This window comes from Achromobacter sp. RW408, assembly GCF_003184165.1.
GTDB lineage: Bacteria > Pseudomonadota > Gammaproteobacteria > Burkholderiales > Burkholderiaceae_B > Achromobacter > Achromobacter xylosoxidans.
Map to the genome: position 1 here is coordinate 870,365 of NZ_QHHO01000022.1, position 20,614 is coordinate 890,978.

General features: G+C 69.9%; 17 protein-coding genes and 2 pseudogenes. 6 read left to right on the top strand and 13 right to left on the bottom strand.

Features of this window, described 5'->3' with window-relative positions:
- Positions 1 to 227: 227 nt before the first annotated feature.
- A complete protein-coding gene (locus tag DK459_RS06345; protein WP_024069962.1) occupies positions 228 to 1,496 on the bottom strand; it encodes an adenosylmethionine--8-amino-7-oxononanoate transaminase in 1,269 nt (422 codons plus the stop codon).
- A gap of 112 nt (positions 1,497 to 1,608) precedes the next feature.
- Between DK459_RS06345 and bioF the strand changes: the two genes are divergently transcribed.
- The 3 genes and pseudogenes from bioF to bioD all read left to right on the top strand — a co-directional run bounded on the left by bioF (position 1,609) and on the right by bioD (position 4,883).
- A complete protein-coding gene (gene bioF / locus DK459_RS06350) occupies positions 1,609 to 2,793 on the top strand; it encodes an 8-amino-7-oxononanoate synthase (RefSeq protein WP_024069963.1) in 1,185 nt (394 codons plus the stop codon).
- Entirely contained in the window at positions 2,793 to 3,458 is a 666-nt protein-coding gene (locus tag DK459_RS06355) for an alpha/beta fold hydrolase (protein ID WP_024069964.1), read from the top strand. Before bioF ends, DK459_RS06355 begins: the two co-directional genes overlap by 1 nt.
- Positions 3,455 to 4,883: pseudogene (gene bioD / locus DK459_RS31180) on the top strand (dethiobiotin synthase). Before DK459_RS06355 ends, bioD begins: the two are co-directional and overlap by 4 nt.
- Positions 4,884 to 4,904: 21 nt before the next feature.
- Here bioD and DK459_RS06365 read toward each other — a convergent pair.
- Positions 4,905 to 5,663: an alpha/beta fold hydrolase gene (locus DK459_RS06365; protein ID WP_110134552.1), complete on the bottom strand. Its 759-nt coding sequence runs from the start codon at positions 5,661 to 5,663 to the stop codon at positions 4,905 to 4,907.
- Between the two features lie 126 nt (positions 5,664 to 5,789).
- Between DK459_RS06365 and DK459_RS06370 the strand changes: the two genes are divergently transcribed.
- The gene (locus DK459_RS06370; protein ID WP_024069968.1) at positions 5,790 to 6,569 is read left to right on the top strand and encodes a helix-turn-helix domain-containing protein; all 780 of its coding nucleotides are present in this window, start codon (positions 5,790 to 5,792) and stop codon (positions 6,567 to 6,569) included.
- Between the two features lie 114 nt (positions 6,570 to 6,683).
- On the opposite strand, the gene aceA is transcribed toward DK459_RS06370, so the two are convergent.
- Positions 6,684 to 8,003 carry an isocitrate lyase gene (gene aceA, locus DK459_RS06375; protein WP_024069969.1) on the bottom strand — a complete coding sequence of 440 codons (1,320 nt, stop codon included), beginning with the start codon at positions 8,001 to 8,003 and terminating at the stop codon, positions 6,684 to 6,686.
- A gap of 323 nt (positions 8,004 to 8,326) precedes the next feature.
- On the opposite strand from aceA, the gene queF reads away from it, so the two are divergent.
- Positions 8,327 to 9,151, top strand: coding sequence for an NADPH-dependent 7-cyano-7-deazaguanine reductase QueF (gene queF / locus DK459_RS06380; protein WP_110134553.1), 825 nt, complete (start codon positions 8,327 to 8,329; stop codon positions 9,149 to 9,151).
- 73 nt (positions 9,152 to 9,224) lie between these two features.
- On the opposite strand, the gene DK459_RS06385 is transcribed toward queF, so the two are convergent.
- Together DK459_RS06385 and DK459_RS06390 are read right to left on the bottom strand one after the other, a co-directional pair.
- Positions 9,225 to 10,229, bottom strand: a complete 1,005-nt coding sequence (locus tag DK459_RS06385) for a cytochrome-c peroxidase (RefSeq protein ID WP_024069971.1) — start codon at positions 10,227 to 10,229, stop codon at positions 9,225 to 9,227.
- A 184-nt stretch (positions 10,230 to 10,413) separates the two neighbouring features.
- Entirely contained in the window at positions 10,414 to 11,322 is a 909-nt protein-coding gene (locus DK459_RS06390) for a LysR substrate-binding domain-containing protein (protein WP_024069972.1), read from the bottom strand.
- A gap of 136 nt (positions 11,323 to 11,458) precedes the next feature.
- Here DK459_RS06390 and DK459_RS06395 point away from each other — a divergent pair, with 136 nt between their 5' ends.
- The gene (locus tag DK459_RS06395) at positions 11,459 to 12,535 is read left to right on the top strand and encodes a tartrate dehydrogenase (RefSeq protein ID WP_107316364.1); all 1,077 of its coding nucleotides are present in this window, start codon (positions 11,459 to 11,461) and stop codon (positions 12,533 to 12,535) included.
- Between the two features lie 108 nt (positions 12,536 to 12,643).
- Here DK459_RS06395 and DK459_RS06400 read toward each other — a convergent pair whose 3' ends face one another.
- The 8 genes and pseudogenes from DK459_RS06400 to DK459_RS06435 all read right to left on the bottom strand — a co-directional run.
- Positions 12,644 to 13,930, bottom strand: coding sequence for an MFS transporter (locus DK459_RS06400; RefSeq protein WP_110134554.1), 1,287 nt, complete (start codon positions 13,928 to 13,930; stop codon positions 12,644 to 12,646).
- Between the two features lie 196 nt (positions 13,931 to 14,126).
- Positions 14,127 to 14,699 (bottom strand): CDP-diacylglycerol--glycerol-3-phosphate 3-phosphatidyltransferase, encoded by a 573-nt coding sequence (pgsA, locus tag DK459_RS06405; RefSeq protein WP_006384817.1) that lies wholly within the window; start codon positions 14,697 to 14,699, stop codon positions 14,127 to 14,129.
- Positions 14,700 to 14,779: 80 nt separating this feature from the next.
- Complete coding sequence (gene uvrC / locus DK459_RS06410) at positions 14,780 to 16,609, bottom strand: excinuclease ABC subunit UvrC (protein WP_058665051.1); 1,830 nt, start codon at positions 16,607 to 16,609, stop codon at positions 14,780 to 14,782.
- Positions 16,572 to 17,627, bottom strand: coding sequence for a beta-N-acetylhexosaminidase (gene nagZ, locus DK459_RS06415; RefSeq protein WP_006384819.1), 1,056 nt, complete (start codon positions 17,625 to 17,627; stop codon positions 16,572 to 16,574). Before nagZ ends, uvrC begins: the two co-directional genes overlap by 38 nt.
- Positions 17,628 to 17,664: 37 nt before the next feature.
- Complete coding sequence (gene acpS, locus DK459_RS06420) at positions 17,665 to 18,102, bottom strand: holo-ACP synthase (RefSeq protein ID WP_006384820.1); 438 nt, start codon at positions 18,100 to 18,102, stop codon at positions 17,665 to 17,667.
- Positions 18,103 to 18,137: 35 nt separating this feature from the next.
- A complete protein-coding gene (pdxJ, locus tag DK459_RS06425; protein ID WP_006384821.1) occupies positions 18,138 to 18,878 on the bottom strand; it encodes a pyridoxine 5'-phosphate synthase in 741 nt (246 codons plus the stop codon).
- On the bottom strand, positions 18,875 to 20,362 hold the full coding sequence (locus DK459_RS06430; RefSeq protein WP_020929026.1) for an efflux transporter outer membrane subunit: 1,488 nt from the start codon (positions 20,360 to 20,362) through the stop codon (positions 18,875 to 18,877). Before DK459_RS06430 ends, pdxJ begins: the two co-directional genes overlap by 4 nt.
- A pseudogene (locus DK459_RS06435) lies at positions 20,359 to 20,614 on the bottom strand (RND transporter); the annotation flags it as partial. The pseudogene DK459_RS06435 and the gene DK459_RS06430, both read right to left, overlap by 4 nt.

The window sequence follows — 20,614 nt, forward strand, 5'->3', positions numbered from 1 at the left end:
GTAGCCCGGCCAGGCGAACATCATCACCTGCATCATCGCCAGCCACGCCAGCGACAGGCGCACCAGCGCGTGCCGGCGCTGCTGGCGGTCGGCGTCGGGCAGGGTCGGAGGAACGGCGAAAATGGATTTTGCTCGCATGCGCCGATGCTACCCAGCGCCACCGGGGCGCGCCTTGACCTGGATCAAGCCGGCTCGGACGGTTTGCCCGCGCGCGGCCGGCCGCCGGCTCAGGGCCGTTGCGCGCGCAACACCGCCACCACCGCCCGCATCAAGGTATCCAGTTCGTCCGCCGCGATGGTCAGGGCCGGCGTCAGGTAGACCACGTTGCCGAACGGCCGCACCCAGACCCCGGCCTCGACCAGGCGCCGTTTCAGGGCTTCGCGGTCCTCGATGCGATCCAGCTCGACCACGCCGATCGCGCCCAGCACCCGCACGTCGCGCACCCACGGCAACTCGCGGCATGGCGCCAGGCCCCGCGCCAGCGCAACCGACAGCGCCTGCGCCTGGGCCAGCCGCGGTTCGCTTTCGAACAGGTCGAGCGAGGCATTGGCGGCGGCGCAGGCCATCGCGTTGCCCATGAAGGTGGGGCCGTGCATCAGGGCATGGGACGGATCGTCCGACCAGAAGGCGTCGAACACCCGGCTGCTGGCCACGGTGGCCGCCAGCGGCAAGGTGCCGCCGGTCAGGGCCTTGGACAGCGTGATGATGTCGGGACGCGCGCCGGCCTGCTCGAACGCGAACATGGTGCCGGTGCGGCCGAAGCCGGTGAAGATCTCGTCGAAGATCAGCAGCAGGCCATGGCGGTCGGCCAGCTGACGCAGGCGCCGCAGCACCTCCGGCTCGTGCAGCAGCATGCCACCGGCGCCCTGCACCAGCGGCTCGACCAGGATGCCGGCCAGTTGCGGCCCGCGGGTTTCCAGGAAAGCGTCCAGGCGCGCCATGGCGGCATCGTCGCGCGGCAAATCGACGATGTCGTGCTCGGCCAGCATGCCGCGGAACAGGCTGTGCATGCCCTCGTCCGGATCGCATACCGCCATGGTGCCCAGGGTGTCCCCGTGGTAGCCGCCACGGAACGCCAGGAAGCGGCTGCGGCCGCGTTCGCCCTGGTTGAGCCAGAACTGCACCGCCATCTTCATGGCCACTTCCACCGCCACCGAGCCGGAATCCGTATAGAACACCCGGTCCAGCCCCGGCCCCAGCAGGCCGGCCAGGCGCCGGGCCAGGGTCAGCGCGGGCTCGTGGGTCAGGCCGCCGAACATGACGTGCGGCATGGCGTCCAGCTGCTCGCGCAGCGCCCGGGCGATGTGCGGATGGTTGTAGCCGTGGCAGGCGGTCCACCAGGACGCCACGCCGTCGATCAATTGGCGACCGTCGGCCAGCTCCAGGCGGCTGCCATGGCTGCGCACCACCGGCAGCGGCGGCGTGGCCGTCTTCATCTGGGCGTACGGCAGCCAGATATGCCGCTGGCCCCGCGCCATCCAGTCAGGGGTCTGCATGTTTCACCTCCACTACAATGGCTCGCATTCTACGGCCGGGGGCCTGACGGCGCGCTTTGCGGCCGCGGTCCTCTGGCGGGGCTCCCGCCGCCGGCCGCCGCAGGAAATCGTCATGTCCAAGCTGGATCCCCTCTTTTCTTCCGAACTGGCGCAAGCCGAATCGCGCCGCGTGCGGCGCCGGCTGCGCACGGCCACCGCCGCGCCCGCCGGCCGCATCGCATTGGACGGCGTCCCGGCGCTGAACTTCTCCAGCAACGACTACCTGGGCCTGTCCAAGCACCCGCTGCTGATCGAGCGCTCGCGCGAATGGGCCGCCCGCCATGGCGCCGGCGCGCAGGCCTCGCGGCTGGTGTGCGGCAATCTCGACCTGCACGAGCAGGTCGAGGCCAAGCTGGCGCGCCTGAAAGGCACCGAGGCCGCGCTGCTGCTGGCCTCCGGCTGGCAGGCCAATGCCGCCGTGCTGCCGGCCCTGCTGCGCGCGGCCGCCGGCCAGGGCGAAGTGCAGGTCTACGCCGACAAGCTCAACCATGCCAGCCTGCATCACGGCTGCCAGGCAGCCGGCGTGCGGCAGATCCGCTTCCGCCACAACGACCTGGACCACCTCGAAGCGCTGCTGGCGGCGCGCGCCGGGCCATCGGCCGCGCCCGCCGCGCGCTTCATCATCACCGAAAGCGTCTTCAGCATGGACGGCGACCGCACCGACGTGGCGCGGCTGGCGGCGCTGGCCGAGCGCTACCAGGCCTTCGTCTACCTGGACGAAGCCCACGCCACCGGCGTGCTGGGACCGGGCGGCATGGGGCTGGCCGGGCTGGCGCCGGGCGGCATCGACCTGACCATGGGCACCTTCAGCAAGGCGCTGGGCGGCTTCGGCGCCTACGTGGCCGGCTCGCGCGCGCTCTGCGACTACCTGGTCAACGCCTGTTCGGGTTTCATCTACACCACCGCCCTGCCGCCCGCGGTGCTGGGCGCCATGGACGCCGCCCTGGACCTGGTGCCGACGCTGGACGCCGAGCGCGCCCGGCTGGCGGCCTCGGGCGAGCGGCTGCGCGTCGCGCTGCGCAGCCTGGGGCTGGACAGCGGCGACTCGTCGACCCAGATCGTGCCCGCCATCGTCGGCGACGAGGGCCGCGCCCTGGCGCTGGCGGCAACGTTGGAGCAGCGCGGCCTGCTGGCCGTGGCGATCCGCCCGCCCACGGTGCCGGCCGGAACCAGCCGCCTGCGCATCGCCCTGAGCGCGGCGCACCGCGACGCCGATATCGATCGCTTGATAGACGGCCTGACGGCCGCGCTCGCCTGATGCCGGCCGCCGATTCCCTGCGCCCCACCCTGCTGTTCGCGCACGGCTGGGCCTTCGACGCCACGTTCTGGGCGCCACTGGCCGCCGCGCTGGCCGACTGGCCGCAGGCCGTGGCCGACGCCGGCTATTTCGGCCCGCCCCACACGCCCGCGCCCGACGGCCCGGTACTGGCCATCGGCCACTCGCTGGGCGCGCTGCGCCTGCTGGGCGAGCCGCCGCCCGCCTGTGTGGGCCTGATAGCGATCAACGGCTTTGCCCGCTTCGGCGCGGCCGACGACTTCCCCGAAGGCGTCCCGGCGCGCATGCTGGACCGCATGCTGAACCGGCTGGCGACGCAGCCCGAAACCGTGCTGCGCGATTTCCGCCAGCGCTGCGGCGACACCAGCGCCATCGGCGTCCCCCAGGTCGAACCGCTGGCGCGCGACCTGGGCATCCTGCGCGACGCCGACCAACGGGCCGCGCTGGCGACGCTGCCGATGCCGCTGCTGGCGCTGGCGGGCACGGCCGATCCGATCGCGCCCGCGGCCATGACGACGGCGGGCTTCGGCGCCGCGGCCGAACTGCACTGGCGCGACGGCGGCGGCCACCTCTTGCCGCTGACCGATCCCGACTGGTGCGCGCAACGCATCCGCGCCTTCCTGGCCCGCGTGGCGCCCGCCGCATGAGCGCCGTACCCCGCAATGCCCGGGTCGGCGCGCGCTTCGGCGCCGCCGCCGCCCGCTACGACGAACACGCCCCGGCCCAACGCATCACCGCCCAGCGGCTGGCCGACGCGATCGGGCGGCTGCCGCTGCCGCCGCGTCCGCGCATCCTGGAGATCGGCTGCGGCACCGGCCTGCTGACCCAGGCGCTGGCCGCCCGGCTGGGCCCCGCGGACTGGACCGTGACCGACATTTCGCCCGCCATGCTGACGCGGGCGCGGCAGGGACCGGCGCTGCCCGGCAACGCGCGCTACCAGGTGCTGGACGGCGAGCGCCCCGACAGCCTGCCGGGCGGCTACGACCTGATCTGCTCCAGCCTGGCGGTGCAATGGTTCGGCGACCTGAACGCCGGACTGGGACGGTTGGCAGCGCTGCTCGCGCCCGGCGGCCACCTGGCGGTGGCCACGCTGGCCGACGGCACGTTCGAGGAATGGCGCGCCGCCCACCGCGCGCTCGGCCTGGCCGCGGCCACCCCGACCTATCCGCCCGCCGCCGCCATCCGTCCGACCATGGGCAATCTGGCCGGTGGCGTGCACAGCGAACGGCTGATACAAGATCATCCTGACGGCCTGCATTTCCTCAAGGCGCTCAAGGGCATCGGCGCCACCACGCCCGCGCCCGGCACCGCCCCGCTGGGTCCGGCCGCGCTGCGGCGGGTGCTGGCGCAGTTCGACCAACAAGGCGCCACGGTGACCTATCACCTGGCCTACGGAATCTGGAAGAAACATGACTGACTCCCCCGCCAACGGCGTTTTCGTCACCGGCACCGACACCGGCATCGGCAAGACCCTGGTCTCGGCCATCCTGGCGCGCGCCTGGCAGGCCGACTACTGGAAGCCGGTGCAGACCGGCGTGGCCGAGGAACCGGGCGACACCGACACCGTCGCGCGCCTGGCGCAACTGCCGCCCGAACGCCTGCACCTGCCGGCCTACGTGCTGCAGGCGCCGCTGTCGCCGTGGGCCGCCGCGCCGCTGGAAGACGCCGTGATCGACGCCACCGCCATCGTGCCGCCGGCCACCACGGCGCCGCTGATCGTCGAAGGCGCCGGCGGTCTGTACGTGCCGATCGACGACAGCCACATGATGATCGACCTGATCGCGCGCCTGGGCATGCCGGTGGTGCTGGCCGCGCGCAGCGGCCTGGGCACCATCAACCACACGCTGCTCAGCCTGGAAGCCTTGCGCCGCCGCGCCATCCCGGTGCTGGGCGTGATCATGAGCGGCCCGCTGTCGGCCGGCAACCGCGAGGCGATCGAACGCTTCGGCAACGTGCGCGTGCTGGCCGAGATCCCGCCGCTGGAACGGGTCGATGCGGCAGCCGTCGAGGCGCTGGCGCGCACCGTGCCGCCGCTGGCGGAATGCCTGGCGGCGATGCGCGCCGCGGATTGACGGCCTCGGGCGCCGCCGCGCTCAGTCCGCGGCGCGCAGGAAGCGCTCGATGGCCGCCGCCAGCGCGAGCGGCGTTTCATTCATCGGATAGTGCCCGGCATTGCCCAGCACCTCGATCGTCGTGCGCGGATAGCGCCGCGCATAGGTCGCGGCCATCAGCGCCGGCGTGAACACCGGATCGTGCTCGCCCACCAGGGCCAGCACCGGATGGCGGCCGTCGATACGGTCGCTGAAATCGGTGCCAACCCACGCGGGCAGGTACGCGGCGAACGCGGCGGCCGACGAATGCGCGGCGGAATAGGCCGCCTTCCACGCCACCCATGCGGCCGGCAGGCGCCCGCCGGTGCTCCGGTCGATGATGGCGCGACGCGCGGCCAGGTCCGCGGCCGCGCCGTCGAACAGCGCGCGCGTGGCCGGCGCCATGGCGATGCCGCCGCATGGCACCGGGGCCACCGGCACCAGCGCGCGCACCCGCTCGGGCGCCAGCGCCGCGACCCGCTCGATCGCCATGCCACCCATCGAATGGCCCACCAGGCTGAAGCGCTCGAACCCCAACGCGTCGGCCAGCGCCAGCGCGTCGGCGGCGATCTCGTCGATCGAATGTTCGCCGGCCGCCTCGCGCATGCCGCCGTAGCCTCGGTAGTCCATGAAGACATAGCTGAAGTCCGCGCCCGACAGCCAGGGTTCGATCGGCTCGAAGGCGCGCGCGTCGCCGAACCAGCCGTGCAGCACGACGACGGGATGCGGGCCGTGACCCACGCGATGGAAAGTGTTGGCCATGTCGGCTCCTGGAGTGTGGCGATGCGCTGCCCCAGGGCAGCGAACGCGATGGACAGTGGCGGCATCGTAGGCCTGGGGTCGGCGGCCCGCCTTCGATATCGGGTCATTCACTGTAGAATCCAGGCCATGCGCAATACCCTGGTCGATCCCTACGAGGACATTCCACGCGACGTGGTGGTGACCGCCTGCGACTACCCGGCCGGCCTGACCTTCCCGCTGCACGCCCACCGCCGCGGCCAGTTCGCCTACGCCGCGCGCGGCGCCATCAGCGTGGCCACGCCGACAGGCCGCTGGCTGGTGCCGCCGCAACGCGCCTGCTGGGTGCCGGCAGGCATGGAACACCAGATGACCATGCGCGGCGCGGTGACCATGCTCAACACCTTTCTCACCGAGCGCGCCGCGCAGGCCCTGCGCCTGCCCGCCGAATGCCGGGTCCACGCCGTCTCGCCGCTGCTGCGCCACCTGCTCGACGAAGCCATCGACCTGCCCGCGCTCTACGACCTGGACGGCCGCGCCGGCAAGCTGATGGCGCTGCTGGCGGCCGAAATCGCCGCCATGCCGGCGCTGTCGCTGCATGCGCCGCTGCCCGCCGACCCGCGCCTGGCGCGCGCCTGCCGCGCGCTGTGGGCGGCGCCGTCGATCACCGCGGACCTGGACACGATGGCCGCCGCCGCCGGCATGAGCCGGCGCACCTTCACCCGCCAGTTCCGCGCCGAAACCGGCGTCAGCTTCGGCGCCTGGCGCCAGCAGGCCTGCCTGCTGGCCGCGATCGAGCGCCTGAGCCTGGGCCAGCCCGTGACCCGCGTCGCGCTGGACCTGGGCTACGCCAGTCCCAGCGCCTTCACCAGCGCGTTCCGGCGCGTGCTGGGACAGGCGCCCGGCGCGTACCTGGCGGCGCAGCGCTAGCTCGCCAGCGGCGACCAGCGGCTCCCGCCGTAAAAAAAAGAGGGTGCCCGAAGGCACCCTGAATCCACCCTACAACAGCACTACAACTTCAACTGCAAATCAATCGGTTCCGGCTCAGGCGGCCTTCTGTTCCTTGCCGTGCTCGAACTGCGCTTCCTCGGTCGAGCCGGTCAGCGCGGTGGTCGAGGACTGGCCGCCCTCGATGGTCTGCGTGACGGCGTCGAAGTAGCCGGTGCCCACTTCACGCTGGTGCTTGACCGCGGTGAAGCCCAGGTCGGCGGCGGCGAATTCCTTCTGCTGCAATTCGACGAAGGCGCTCATCTGGCGGCGGGCGTAGCCGTGGGCCAGTTCGAACATGCCGTAGTTCAGCGCGTGGAAGCCGGCCAGCGTGATGAACTGGAACTTGTAGCCCATGGCGCCCAGCTCGCGCTGGAACTTGGCGATGGTGGCGTCGTCCAGGTTCTTCTTCCAGTTGAACGACGGCGAGCAGTTGTACGCCAGCAGCTTGCCCGGGAACTGGCGATGGATCGCGTCGGCGAACTTGCGGGCGTATTCCAGGTTGGGCGTGGAGGTTTCGCACCAGATCAGGTCGGCGTACGGCGCGTAGGCCAGGCCGCGCGAGATCGCCTGGTCGATGCCGGCGCGGGTGCGGAAGAAGCCTTCCACGGTGCGCTCGCCGGTGATGAACGGGCGGTCGTTGTCGTCGACGTCGCTGGTCACCAGGTCGGCGGCGTCGGCGTCGGTGCGGGCCAGCAGCACGGTGGGCGTGCCCATCACGTCGGCCGCCAGGCGCGCCGAGACCAGCTTGGCCACGGCCTCGCGGGTCGGCACCAGCACCTTGCCGCCCATGTGGCCGCACTTCTTCACGGACGCCAGCTGGTCCTCGAAGTGCACGCCCGAAGCGCCGGCCTCGATCATGGCCTTCATCAGCTCGAAGGCGTTCAGCACGCCGCCGAAACCGGCTTCGGCATCGGCCACGATGGGCGCGAAGAAGTCGATGTAGCCTTCGTCACCCGGGTTCTTGCCTTCCATCCACTGGATCTGGTCGCAGCGGGTCAGCGAATTGTTGATGCGGCGCACGACCTGCGGCACCGAATTGGCGGGGTACAGCGACTGGTCGGGGTACATCTCGCCGGCCAGGTTGGCGTCGCCGGCCACTTGCCAGCCCGACAGGTAGATGGCCTTGAGGCCGGCCTTGACCTGTTGCATGGCCTGGTTGCCGGTCAGGGCGCCGAGCGAATTCACGAAAGGTTCGCTGTGCAGTTGTTCCCACAGGCGGGTCGCGCCGCGGCGGGCCAGGGTGTGCTCGACGGCGATCGAGCCGCGCAGGCGGATGACATCCTCGGCGCTGTAGTCGCGCTTGATGCCCTGCCAGCGGCTGTTCTCGGCCCAGTCTTTCTGCAGATTGCGGATTTCGGTTTCGCGGTGGCTCATGGTCATGCTCCTTGGTCTATGGCTGAAAAGGCAAGAAAACTTCGGGGTTGCATTGCGTGAATCGTTGGAGAAAGTCTATGCCTGTGCTGCGGAGCAATGTGGCCATGCCTCTTATATAAGATGAAAAATATTATGCATAAAAATCAATAAGTTATATGACTCGTTCCGCATTACGGAAGGCAATTGTCATCCGTGAAATGCGCTTGCGCGGCGGCGCAGCACGAACTTTCACATGCCGGGAGCGGCGTTTCATGATGCGAAAAATGACGGGTTTGAGAGCGCCTACAATGCGGTCATCTCCACGTTTTCCGACGACCTTCTCCATGACGCTGTCTCACGGCCCGCTGGGCCAGAGCGTGACCTACGTCTCGCAATACGATCCCTCGCTGCTGTTTCCCATCGCCCGCGCCCACAACCGCGAGGCGCTCAACCTGGCGACCGGGCCCCTGCCGTTCACCGGGGTCGATCTGTGGAACGCCTACGAGCTGTCCTGGCTCGACGCCAAGGGCAAGCCGCGGGTGGCGATGGCGACGTTCTCGGTGCCGGCCGACAGCCCCAACATCATCGAGTCCAAGTCGTTCAAGCTGTACCTGAACTCGTTCAACCAGACCCGGCTGGTCAACTCGGCCGCCCTGCGCGGCCGCCTGGAGCGCGACCTGAGCGCCGCCGCCGGCGCCCCCGTGGGGCTGGACTTCATCCTGCCGCAGCGCTTCGGCGAGCTGCGGATGGGCGAACTGGACGGTATCTATATAGACAAGCTCGACATCGAGATCGACACCTACGAACCGGCGCCCGAGTTGCTGCGCAACCGCCCGGGCGACGTGGTCGAGGAAACCCTGTGCTCGCGCCTGCTCAAGTCCAACTGCCCGGTGACCGGCCAGCCCGACTGGGCCAGCGTGCAGATCCGCTACCGCGGCCAGCCCATCGACCGCGAGTCGCTGCTGCGCTACGTGATCTCGTTTCGCCAGCACGCCGAATTCCACGAGCATTGCGTGGAACGCATCTTCACCGACATCATGCAGGCCTGCTCGCCCGAGCAATTGACGGTCTATGCGCGCTACACGCGGCGCGGCGGGCTGGACATCAATCCGTGGCGCAGCAACGTCGAGACCACGCCGCCGGCCGACGTGCGCACGGTGCGCCAGTAAAAAAAGCCTCGTCCGCCCGAAGGCGGACGTTTTTTTATAAGCGACGTCCATCCTGGCGGCGTCGCCCGCCGCTCTACTTCACGAACGGCGCCGGCCGCGGCGTGTCGTCCGCCGACGGCGGCAGCAGCGGATACTGGATCGCCGGCTGGTCGCCCGTCAGGGTCTTCAGGAACGCCACGATCTGCGCGTTCTCATCCGGCGTGAAGGTGCGGCCCAGTTGCAGGCGACCCATCACGTCCACCGCCTGCGTCAGGGTGGCGGCCTCGCCGTCATGGAAGTACGGATAGGTCAGCGCCACGTTGCGCAGCGTCGGCACCTTGAAGTTGAACCGGTCGGCGTCCTTGCCGGTGACGGCGGCGCGGCCCTCGGCCTTGTTGTCGGTCTGGTACGGCGCCACCAGCCCCATCTTCTGGAACGAGTTGCCGCCCACCGCCACGCCGTTGTGGCACGCCACGCAGCCGCTGTTCTTGAACAGGGTGTAGCCGGCCAGTTCCTTGACGGTCAGCGCCTTGTCGTCGCCCTTGAGCCACTGGTCGAAGCGCGAATTCGGCGTCACCAGCGTTTCCTCGAAGGCCGCCAACGCGCCCGTCACCTCCTCAATGGTGATGCCGTCCTTGCCGAACACCTGCTTGAACTCGGCGCGGTAGCCGGGAATGGAGTTGAGCACCTGCACCGCCAGTTCGTGGGTGGAGGCCATTTCCATGGGGTTGGCGATCGGGCCGCCGGCCTGTTCGCGCAGGTCCTTGGCGCGGCCGTCCCAGAACTGGGCGATGTTCAGGCTGGAATTGAGCACCGTGGGCGAGTTGATCGAGCCCTGCTGCCACTTGTGGCCGATGGACGCCTTCAGGTTGTCGGAACCGCCCATGCCCAGGTTGTGGCAGGAATTACAGGAGATCGCGCCCGAGCGCGACAGACGCGGGTCGAAGAACAGCTTCTTGCCCAGCTCCACCTTGGCCGGGTCCTTGACCACCGCCGCCTCGATGGGCTGGATCGGCTCTTCGCGCGGCGCCCCCGACGCCTGGCCCGCCCACAGTCCGATGACGACACCCGCCGCGAGCATCGCGTGCTTCTTTCTCATGGTTTTCTCCTGTTGAAATAACCTTGTCGTTCTCAAGGTCATTACATCGGAGCCGGCCGGCGGGCGGCTTGCGATGCGTCAAGCGCGCCAACGCCCCGCCGCGCCTCGCCATGGCGGATTGACCTGACGCAAGCCGGGCATGCCAACCTGTCGCCCCCCATGCCCGGCGCCTCGCACGACCGTGTCAGACGCTGGCGTCCAGCTGGCGCAGGTGCGCCTCCAGGAAGTCCACGCATACCCGCACCTTGGCCGAGGCATTCAGGCGTGACGGATAGACCGCCCAGATATTGGCTTCCTGGCGGTACTGCGGCAGCACCGGCACCAGCTTGCCGGCGGCGATCAGCGGGCCCACGTCCCAGGCCGAGCGCAGGATGATGCCGCGCCCGTCCACCGCCCACTGCACCACCATCTCGCCATTGTTGGCCGACAGCGGGCCGCGCACCTTGACGGTGTGCTCGCGCTCGCCACGCCGCATGCGCCAGACGCCGAAGGGATGGTCGCGTTCCTTGATCACCAGGCAGTCGTGCGCGGCCAGGTCGTCCAGCTTGCGCGGCGCGCCGCGTTCGGCCAGGTACGACGGCGCGGCGCACAGCAGCCGGTGGTTGGCGGCAAGCTTGCGCGCGATCACGTGCGGCGCGATGTCGTCGCCGACCCGCACGTCCAGGTCGTAGCCTTCGGCCGCCACGTCGACCAGGCGGTCGAACACCTCGAAGCGCACCTGCACCGCCGGATGGCGCGACACGAACGCCGACAGCGCCGGCGCCACCACCCGCCGCCCGAAACCGAAACTGCTGCAGATGCGCAGCAGGCCGCGCGGTTCGCGGCGCGTGACGCCGACTTCTTCGACCAGGTGCTCGACGTCGTCAAGGATGCGCTGGGCCCAGTGGTAGACGCGCTCGCCAGCCTCGCTCACCACCACCCGCCGCGTGGTGCGGTGGAACAGCGGCGTGCCCAGGCTGGCCTCCAGCAGCCGGATGCGCTTGGTGACGTAGGCGGCCGACATGCCCAGGTCTTCGGCGGCGCGGGAAAAACTGGAGGCGCGCACCACGGCGTTGAATACGCGCAGGTCGGCGGGCAGCAGGTCATTATTCATGATTCGTGCATAGTCATTTCACGCGATGGACCATTGTAGATGGACTGTAGGGCCGCCTACCATGCTGTCGTCCTCCCGCCGCCGCCCCCTGAGCGCCGCGGCCGGCCCTTTTTTTCCTCTTTTTTCAGGTCCATCCATGTCCCACGTCCACAAGATCGCAGCCATCGCCGGCGACGGCATCGGCAACGAAGTCCTGCCCGAAGGCCTGCGCGCCGTTCAAGCGGCCGCCCGCCGCTTCGGCCTGGCGCTGCAGATCGATACCTTCCCCTGGGCCAACTGCGAGTACTACGCGCAGCACGGCGAGATGATGCCGCCCGACTGGAAGGAACAGCTGCAGGGCTACGACGCCATCTACTTCGGCGCGGTCGGCTGGCCCGCCACGGTGCCGGACCACGTGTCGCTGTGGGGCTCGCTGCTGAAATTCCGGCGCGAGTTCGACCAGTACATCAACCTGCGCCCGGTCCGCCTGTTCGAGGGCGTGCCGTGCCCGCTGGCCGGCCAGCGCCCGGGCGACATCGACTTCTTCATCGTGCGCGAGAACACCGAAGGCGAATACACCAACCTGGGCGGCCGCCTGTTCACCGGCACCGACCGCGAAATCGTGATCCAGGAATCGGTCTTCACCCGCCACGGCACCGACCGCGTCATGCGCTACGCCTTCGAGCTGGCCAACCGGCGCCAGCGCAAGCAGCTCACGGTCGCCACCAAGAGCAACGGCATCGCCATCAGCATGCCGTGGTGGGACGAACGCGCCGACGCCGTCGGCCAGCAGTATCCCGACGTCAAGACCGACAAGCAGCACATCGACATCCTTGCCGCGCGCTTCGTGCTGCAGCCGCAGCGCTTCGACGTGGTGGTGGCCTCCAACCTGTTCGGCGACATCCTGTCGGACCTGGGTCCGGCCTGCACCGGCACCATCGGCATCGCGCCGTCGGCCAACCTGAACCCGGAGCGCGCCTTCCCCTCGCTGTTCGAGCCGGTGCACGGCTCGGCGCCGGACATCTACGGCAAGGGCATCGCCAACCCCATCGCCATGATCTGGTCGGGCGCGCTGATGCTGCAGTTCCTGGGCAGCCAGGACGCGCACGACGCCATCCTGGCGGCCATCGAGCACTGCCTGAAGGACGGCCCGCGCACGCCCGACCTGGGCGGCCAGGCCCGCACCGAGGACATCGGCCGCGCCATCGCCGCCCATATCGAGGCGCAAGGCTGATCCCGGGCGCGGCAAGCGCTCTCCTGCCCGGGACGGCGGCAAATCCGCCGGCCCCAAAGCAGAACGCCGCCCGAGGGCGGCGTTCTGCCTGCTGCGACGGCGGACGCGTCAGGAACGCGCCGGCACCGCGGCGGCGGGATCGGCCCGGCGCGCCTGCACCGCGATCCACTGCGCCAGCAGCGCGGCGGCGGCGAACGCCACGCCCGCGCCGATCCACGGCCCCTGGCGCAATCCCGCGTCCAGCAGCAGGCCGAAAGCCAGCGGCCCCAGCGCCGAACCGACGTCCATGCCGGAATACACCAGGCCGTAGACCGAGCCGGTGGAGCCCTTGGGCGTCACGCGCCGGATCAGCATGTCGCGCGACGGCGCCGCCACGCCCGAGCAGAAGCCGGCCAGCGCCACCACCGGCGCGGCGAACAGCGCCGGCACCAGGCCCAGCGCCAGCACCACCAGCGTCAGGCCGGCCAGGATCAGCGCCACCATCACGGTGCGCTCGGTGCGCGGGTTGGCCGACACCAGGAAGCCGCCGGCCGCCATGCCCACCGCCGACGCCACCATGTAGCCCGACAGCGCCGAGCTGGCCGCCACCTTGGACAGGTCGTACAGCTGGCCCAACAACGGAATGGTGTAGTTCTGCACCGACGACAGCGCAATGGAGGTGCAGGCGAAGAACAGGAACGCGCCCCACAGCGCCGGCTTGGACAGCAGCGTGGCCAGGGTCGCCAGCACGCCTTCCTGCGGCTTGGGCGCGGCGCGCGCGCCATTCCTGGCATCGTCGGCCTGGGCCGGTTCGGCGCCGCCCAGCAGGTTGCGGCCCAGCACGGTCAGCAACAGCACGAAGGCCACCAGCGCGGCGGCGCTGTAGGCCGCCACGCGCCAGTTGGCCAGCAGCGTGATCGAGGTCATGAACACGGGCGTGAGGGCCCAGCCCAGGTTGCCGGTCAGGCCGTGGGCGGAAAAGGCATGGCCCAGGCGCGGCGCGGTGATGCGGTGGTTGATGATGGAGTAGTCGGCCGGGCGGAACACCGAATTGCCGATGCCGCCGACCACGGCGGCCGCCATCAGCATGGTGTAGCCGGTGGCCGAGCCGATCAGCAGCCCCGACAGCACGAAACAGGCCAGGCCGAACCACAGCACCGGCCGCGCGCCGACTCGGTCCACCACGAAGCCGGACGAGGCCTGGCCGATGCCCGACACCACATAGAAGGTCGACACCAAGAGGCCGAGGCGGGCGAAGTCCAGCCCGAACTCGTTGCCGAGCGACACGTACAGCGACGGCAGGACCAGTTGGAAGAAGTGCGACGAGGCGTGGGCCACGCCGATCAGCAGGATGATCTGCCAGTCGCGGCGGCGGACGGCGGCGTCCGAGGCCAGGTTGGATGCAGCGGTAGTCATTGCGCAAGGCCGCGGACAGCGGCGAAAGGCGGCCGCCCCGGGGCGGTTCGCGGGTTGTCTCCAGCAACGACCGGCCGGGCCGGCGTTGTCCCTGTGGCGAATGCGGCGCGTGGCCGTGCCGGTCGCGGTCCAAGCCCCGCCGGCATCGCTCTTGGTCTGTCCTGGCGGCCCCGGGCGCGAGCCGGGCCGCCGTGTTTCACTGCGCTTTCTCGCGGATCGCGGGCCAGGCGCGCTGCAGGTAATACAGCATCGACCAGACCGTCAGCACCGCGGCCACGATGATCAGCACGTCGCCCAGCAGCTTGCTGGACACGCCATAGATCGGCTGGTTGTACAGCAGGCACGGAATCGCCACCATCTGCGCGGCGGTCTTGAACTTGCCCAACCGGTGCACCGCCACGCTGGCGCTGGCGCCGATCTTGGCCATCCACTCGCGCAGCGCCGAAATAGTGATTTCGCGGCCGATGATGATGAGCGAGATGAAGGCATCGACGCGGCTCAGGTCCAGCAGCACGATCAGCGCGGCGCAGACCATCAGCTTGTCGGCCACCGGATCCAGGAACGCGCCGAACGCCGAAGTCTGGTTCCAGCGGCGCGCCAGCCAGCCGTCGAACCAGTCGGTCAGGGCAGCGATGATGAAGGCCCAGGCGGCGAACGTGTCGCGCACCGGCACGGACATCCAGCTGTCGGGCAGGTAGAACAGCCCGACTACCAGCGGGATCATGGCGATACGCAGCCACGTCAGGATGATGGGTACGTTAATTGGCATAGTGTCCGTATGCTACATCAGCCGGGTTGCGCTGGCTGTCTCGGGGCCGCCGGGCGGCCACGAGCCGGCCGTCCGGAGCCCTATCCGCGCAGCGCCTCGTAGATCCGTTCGGCCAGTTCCTCGGAAATCCCGTCCACCGACGCCAGGTCCTCGATGCTGGCCGAGGCCACCCCCGAAAAACCGCCGAAACGGGCCAGCAGGCGCTGCCGGCGGCGCGCCCCGACCCCCTCGATCTCTTCCAGCCGCGACACGTTGCGGGTCTTGGCGCGGCGCGCCCGCATGCCGGTGATGGCAAAGCGGTGCGCCTCGTCGCGCACCTGGGCGATCAGCATCAGGGCGGCCGACTCGCCGCCCAGCGCCACCGGCGGACGGCCGTCGGCGAACACCAGGGTCTCCAGGCCGACCTTGCGCCCTTCGCCCTTGGCCACGCCCACCAGCGCCTGGATGTCCAGCCCCAGCTCGGCGAACACCTGGCGCGCCACCTCGACCTGGCCCTTGCCGCCGTCGATCAGCACCAGCCCGGGCATCTGCGCCTCGCCGTCGGCCACCTTGGCGAAGCGCCGCGTCAGCACCTGGCGCATGGCGGCGTAGTCGTCGCCCGGGGTGATGCCCGCGATGTTGTAGCGGCGGTACAGCGACGGCTGCATGTCATGGTGCTCGAACACCACGCAGGAAGCCTGGGTGGCCTCGCCGGCGGTATGGCTGATGTCGAAGCACTCGATGCGCAGCGCGTCCAGCGCCGCCTCGTCGGTATCCAGGTCCAGGGTTTCGGCCAGCGCCAGGGTGCGGGCGGCGCGGGCGCCGGATTCGGTCAGGGCCCGTGCCAGCGCCATCTCGGCGTTCTTGACCGCCTGTTCCAGCCAGGCGCGGCGGGCGCCCTGGGGCCGCGTCAGCACGCGCGACGGGCGGCCGCCGGCCTGCTCCACCAGCAGGTCGATCAGGCCGGCGTCGGGCAAGGCGTGCGAACAGACCAGCACCGGCGGCAACGCATTGTCGGTGTAGTGCTGGGCCACGAAGGCTTCCAGCACCTGCGGCGCGGCCTCGCCCTCGGCGTGGGTCGGGAAGAACGGCTTGTCGCCCAGGTGGCGCCCGCCCCGCACCATGGCCAGGTTGACACAGACCTTGCCGCCGGCGATGGCCACCGCGACGATGTCGGTGTCCTCGCCGCTGACGTTTTCCATGGTCTGCTGGTGCAGCACCCGCGCCAGCGAGCCCATCTGGTCGCGCAGCGCGGCGGCTTCCTCGAAGCGCAGCGCCTCGGCGGCCTCCAGCATGCGGGCCTCGATCTCGCCCATCACGTCCTTGGCCTCGCCATTCAAAAAGCGCACCGCGCGCTGCACGTCCGAAGCGTAGTCCTGCGCCTGGATGGCGCCGACACAGGGCGCCGAACAGCGCCCGATCTGGTGCAGCAGACAGGGCCGCGAGCGGTTGGCGAAGACGGTGTCCTCACAGGTCCGCAGGCGGAACACCTTCTGCAGAATCTGGATGGTCTCGCGCACCGCCCAGGCGTTGGGGAACGGGCCGAAGTACTGGCCGCGCTTGTTGGTGGCCCCGCGGTAGTAGGCGATGCGCGGCCAGTCGTGGCCGGTGATCAGCAGGTAGGGATAGGACTTGTCGTCGCGGAACAGGATGTTGTAACGCGGCTTCAGGCTCTTGATGAGGTTGTTTTCCAGGATCAGCGCTTCGGCCTCGGAGCGCGTGACGGTGACCTCCAGGCGCGCCACCTTCGCCACCATTTGGGCGATGCGCGGGCTGGACAGGTTCTTCTGGAAATACGACGAGACGCGCTTTTTCAGGTCGCGCGCCTTGCCGACATACATGACCTCGCCGGCCGCATCCAGGTGCCGGTAGACACCCGGAAGATGCGGCAGGTCAGCCAGGAACGATTTGAGATTGAAGTCGTCGGGCATTCTGGTAACGGCTTTCGGCCTGCAGGGCGTCCCAGTCGAGCGCGTCGAAACGCGGCATCAAGCGGCGGATGCGGGCCACGGACTCGGGGGCATGGTCGAACTCGAGCCGCGCCAGCAGCTCGTCGGCCAGGTCGGGCCGGTTGCACACCAGCACCATGTCGCAGCCGGCGCCCAGCGCGGCCTGGGCGCGCGCCAGGATGTCGCCGGCGACGGACGCGCCTTCCATGGTCAGGTCATCGGAGAACACTACCCCATCGTAGCCCAGGCGGGTGCGCAGGATGTCCTGCACCCAGCGCTTGGAGAATCCGGCCGGATGCTTGTCGACCTTGGGGTAGATCACGTGCGCCGGCATCACCGACGGCAGCACCGCGTCGCCCAGCCAGGCGTAGGGCGCGGCGTCGTCCTTCAGGATGCGTTCCAGCGGGCGCGGATCGACCGGGATCTCGTGGTGCGAATCCGCGCCGACGAAACCGTGCCCCGGGAAATGCTTGCCGCAGGCCGACATGCCGGCCAGCGCCAGGCCCTGGATCAGCGCGCGCGACAGCATCGTCACCACCCGCGCGTCTTGGTGGAAGGCGCGATTGCCGATCACCTTGCTGACGCCGTAGTCCAGGTCCAGCACCGGCGTAAAGCTCATGTCCACGCCGCAGGCGCGCAGCTCGGCGGCCAGCACGTAGCCGGCCTCGGTCGCCAGGCGCATCGCGGTCAGCGGATCGCGGTCCCACAGCGCGCCCAGGTCGCGCATCGCGGGCAGCGGCGTGAAGCCGTCTTCGCGGAAGCGCTGCACCCGGCCGCCCTCGTGGTCCACCAGGATCAGCAGGCGCTCCTTGCGCGCCTTGTGGATCTGGCGGGTCAGCTCGGTCAGCTGGCGGCGGTTCTCGAAATTGCGCGCGAACAGGATCACGCCGCCCACCAGCGGGTGGCGCAGGCGCTTCTTTTCTTCCTTGGTCAGCACGGTGCCGGCCACATCGACCATCACGGGACCGGGCGGCAGCGCCCGGGATTTCTTCTTGGCCATCGGCTTGTCCTTCTGTCTTGCAAACCGGCCCGCGGGCTCAGGGCTTGCGTTCGACCACCACGTAGGCGGCGGCCATGTCGGATTCATCGGTAATGGAAACGTGCGCGGCGCCGAAGCGCTGCACGTACCATTCCAGCAGTTCGGGGGCGATCACCAGCACCGGCCGGCCGCCGGGCGCGTTCAGGGTCTGCACCCGGCGCCAGGTCATGGGCATGCGCATGCCCAGGCCCACCGCCTTGGAAAAGGCTTCCTTGGCGGCAAAGCGCGTCGCCAGGAAGCGCACGCCGCGCACCGGGTCGCGGGCGCGGCGGGCGTGGAATTTGGCCAGTTCCTCGGGCCCCAGGATCTTCTCGGCGAAACGGTCGCCGTGGCGCGCCAGGGCGCGCTCGATGCGGTCGATGCGCAGCAGGTCCATGCCGATGCCGCCGATGGCGGCCGGCGCGGGGACGACGAGCGGAGATTCGGGCTGGGACATCGTTGCGGGCGCCTTGGGAGGGAGTCGGCCTGGGCTCAACGGCCGCGCAGCGCTTCCAGGCGGGCCTGCACCATCAGCGCCTTCATGTCGCGCACCGCCTTTTCCCAGCCGTCGAACACCGCCTGCGCGACGATGGCGTGGCCGATATTGAGCTCGGAAATGCCGTCCAGCGCCGCCACCGGCTTGACGTTGCCGTAGTGCAGGCCATGGCCGGCATTGACGCGCAAGCCATGGCGCAGCCCTTCGGCCACCGCCACGCGGATGCGTTCGAGTTCGGCCTGGGCGGCCTCGCCCTCCGCTTCGGCGTAGGCGCCGGTATGCAGCTCGATGACCGGCGCGCCGGCGCGGGCAGCGGCTTCGATCTGCGCGGGATCGGGGTCGATGAACAGCGACACGCGGATGCCGGTCTCGGTCAGCAGGCCGACCGCGTCCGTCACCGCCGACAAGGCGCCGGCCACTTCCAGCCCGCCCTCGGTGGTCAGCTCGGTGCGTTTTTCCGGCACCAGGCAGACGTCATTGGGCTTGACCGCGCAGGCGATCTCCAGCATTTCCGGCGTCACCGCGCATTCCAGGTTCATGCGGGTGCGCAACCGCGGCCGGATGGCGTAGACGTCGGCGTCCTGGATGTGGCGGCGGTCTTCGCGCAGATGCAGCGTGATCAGGTCGGCGCCGGCGTCCTCGGCGCGCAGCGCCGCCGCGACCGGGTCGGGATAGGTCGTGTGGCGCTGCTGCCGCAGGGTTGCGACGTGATCGATGTTTACACCAAGTTCTATCATTGCACTTTCGTTGTTTCTTCCCAGCCGCCGCCCAGTGCCTTGTAGAGCTCCACACGGTTGATCAGCGCGGCCAGGCCGGTTTGCACCAGCGCCAGCTGGGCATTGAAAAAGTCCACTTGCGCGGTCTGCACCTGCAGGTAGCTGTCGATACCATTGGTATAGCGCAGGTTCGACAGCTCCAAGGTGCGCGCCGACGAATCCTGCAGCGCGCGCTGGGCGTCCAGCTGGGCGCCGTAGGTGGCTTCGCCCGCCAGCGCGTCCGAAACCTCGCGGAACGCCTGCTGGATGGTCTGCTCGTACTGCGCCACCGCGATGTTGTCGCGCGCCTTGGCCAGGTTCAGGCCTTCGCGGATGCTGCCGCCGGCGAACAGCGGCGTGGTGATCGACGGCGAGAAGCTCCAGTACCCTTGCCCGCCCTTGAACAGCGTATCCAGCGACGGGCTGGCCACGCCGAACAGGCCGGTCAGCGAGATGGTCGGGAAGAACGCCGCGCGCGCCGCGCCGATGTTGGCATTGGCCGACTTCAGGTTGTTCTCGGCGGCCAGGATGTCCGGACGACGCTCCAGCAGGTCGGACGGCAGCCCGGCCGGCACCGTCGCCAGCAGCTGGTCGCGGCCGAACGTGGCGGGCGGCGGCAGGTCCTCGGGCAACGGCGTGCCGAGCAACAGCACCAGCGCATTGACGGCCTGGGCCTGGGCCCGGGCCAACTGCGCCAGGTCGGCCGAGGCCGTATCCAGCAGCGACTTGGACTGGTTCAGGTCCAGTTCGGAGGCGACGCCACCGTCGAAGCGGCGCTTGACCAGGTTGTACGACTCCTGGCGCGAGGCCAGCGTGCGCTGGGTCAGTTCCAGCTGCACCTGGGCCGCGCGCAGGTTGAAGTACGACTGCGCCACCGCGCCGATCAGCGTGATGTGGGTGCTCTTTTGCGCCTGCTCGGTCGACAGGTACTGCTGGTACGCCGCTTCCGAAAGGCTGCGCAGGCGGCCGAACAGGTCGATCTCGAACGTGGTCAGGCCGATGCCGGCCTGGTACGAACTGGTGACCGAACCGGCGCCCGGCTGGCGCATGTTCTCGGGGAAACGCTGGCGCTGCCCCTGGATGCCGGCGCCGATGCTGGGCCATTGCGCGCCGCGCTGCACGCCATACTGGGCGCGCGCCTCTTCGACGCGCTGCACCGCCACGCGCAGGTCGCGATTGTTGACCAGCGCCAGCTCGATCAGGCGCTGCAGGCGCGGATCACGGAAGAACTCGCGCCAGCCCAGGTCGGCCGCGGGCGTGCCCGCCTGCGGCGCCACCGCCGACGCGGGCTGGGTGCCCAGCGTCATCGGCGTGGCGTACGCGCCGTACTGCACCTTGGGCTGGTCGGGCCAGTTGCCGGAGACCGGCGCGTCGGGACGTTTGTAGTCGGGCGCCAGCGAGCAGCCGGCCAACGCCACCGCCACGAAGGCGGACAAGGCGGTCTGTTTGAACATCAGGGCGCTCATTCCTTGCCCTCCTGGCCACCGTTGGGTTGTGCGGATGCGTCCGGCGGGGTCTGCCCCGCGGCCGCCTTCTTGGCCGCCTGCTCTTCCTCGAAGGCGCGCAGCTCGGCGCCCAGCAGGCGCGGCTTGGTCTTGAACAGACCCAGCACCACGACGAAGAAGGTCGGCACGAAAATCACCGCGAACGGCGTGGCGGCCAGCATGCCGCCCAACACGCCAAGGCCCACCGCGCGCTGGCTGGCGGCGCCGGCGCCG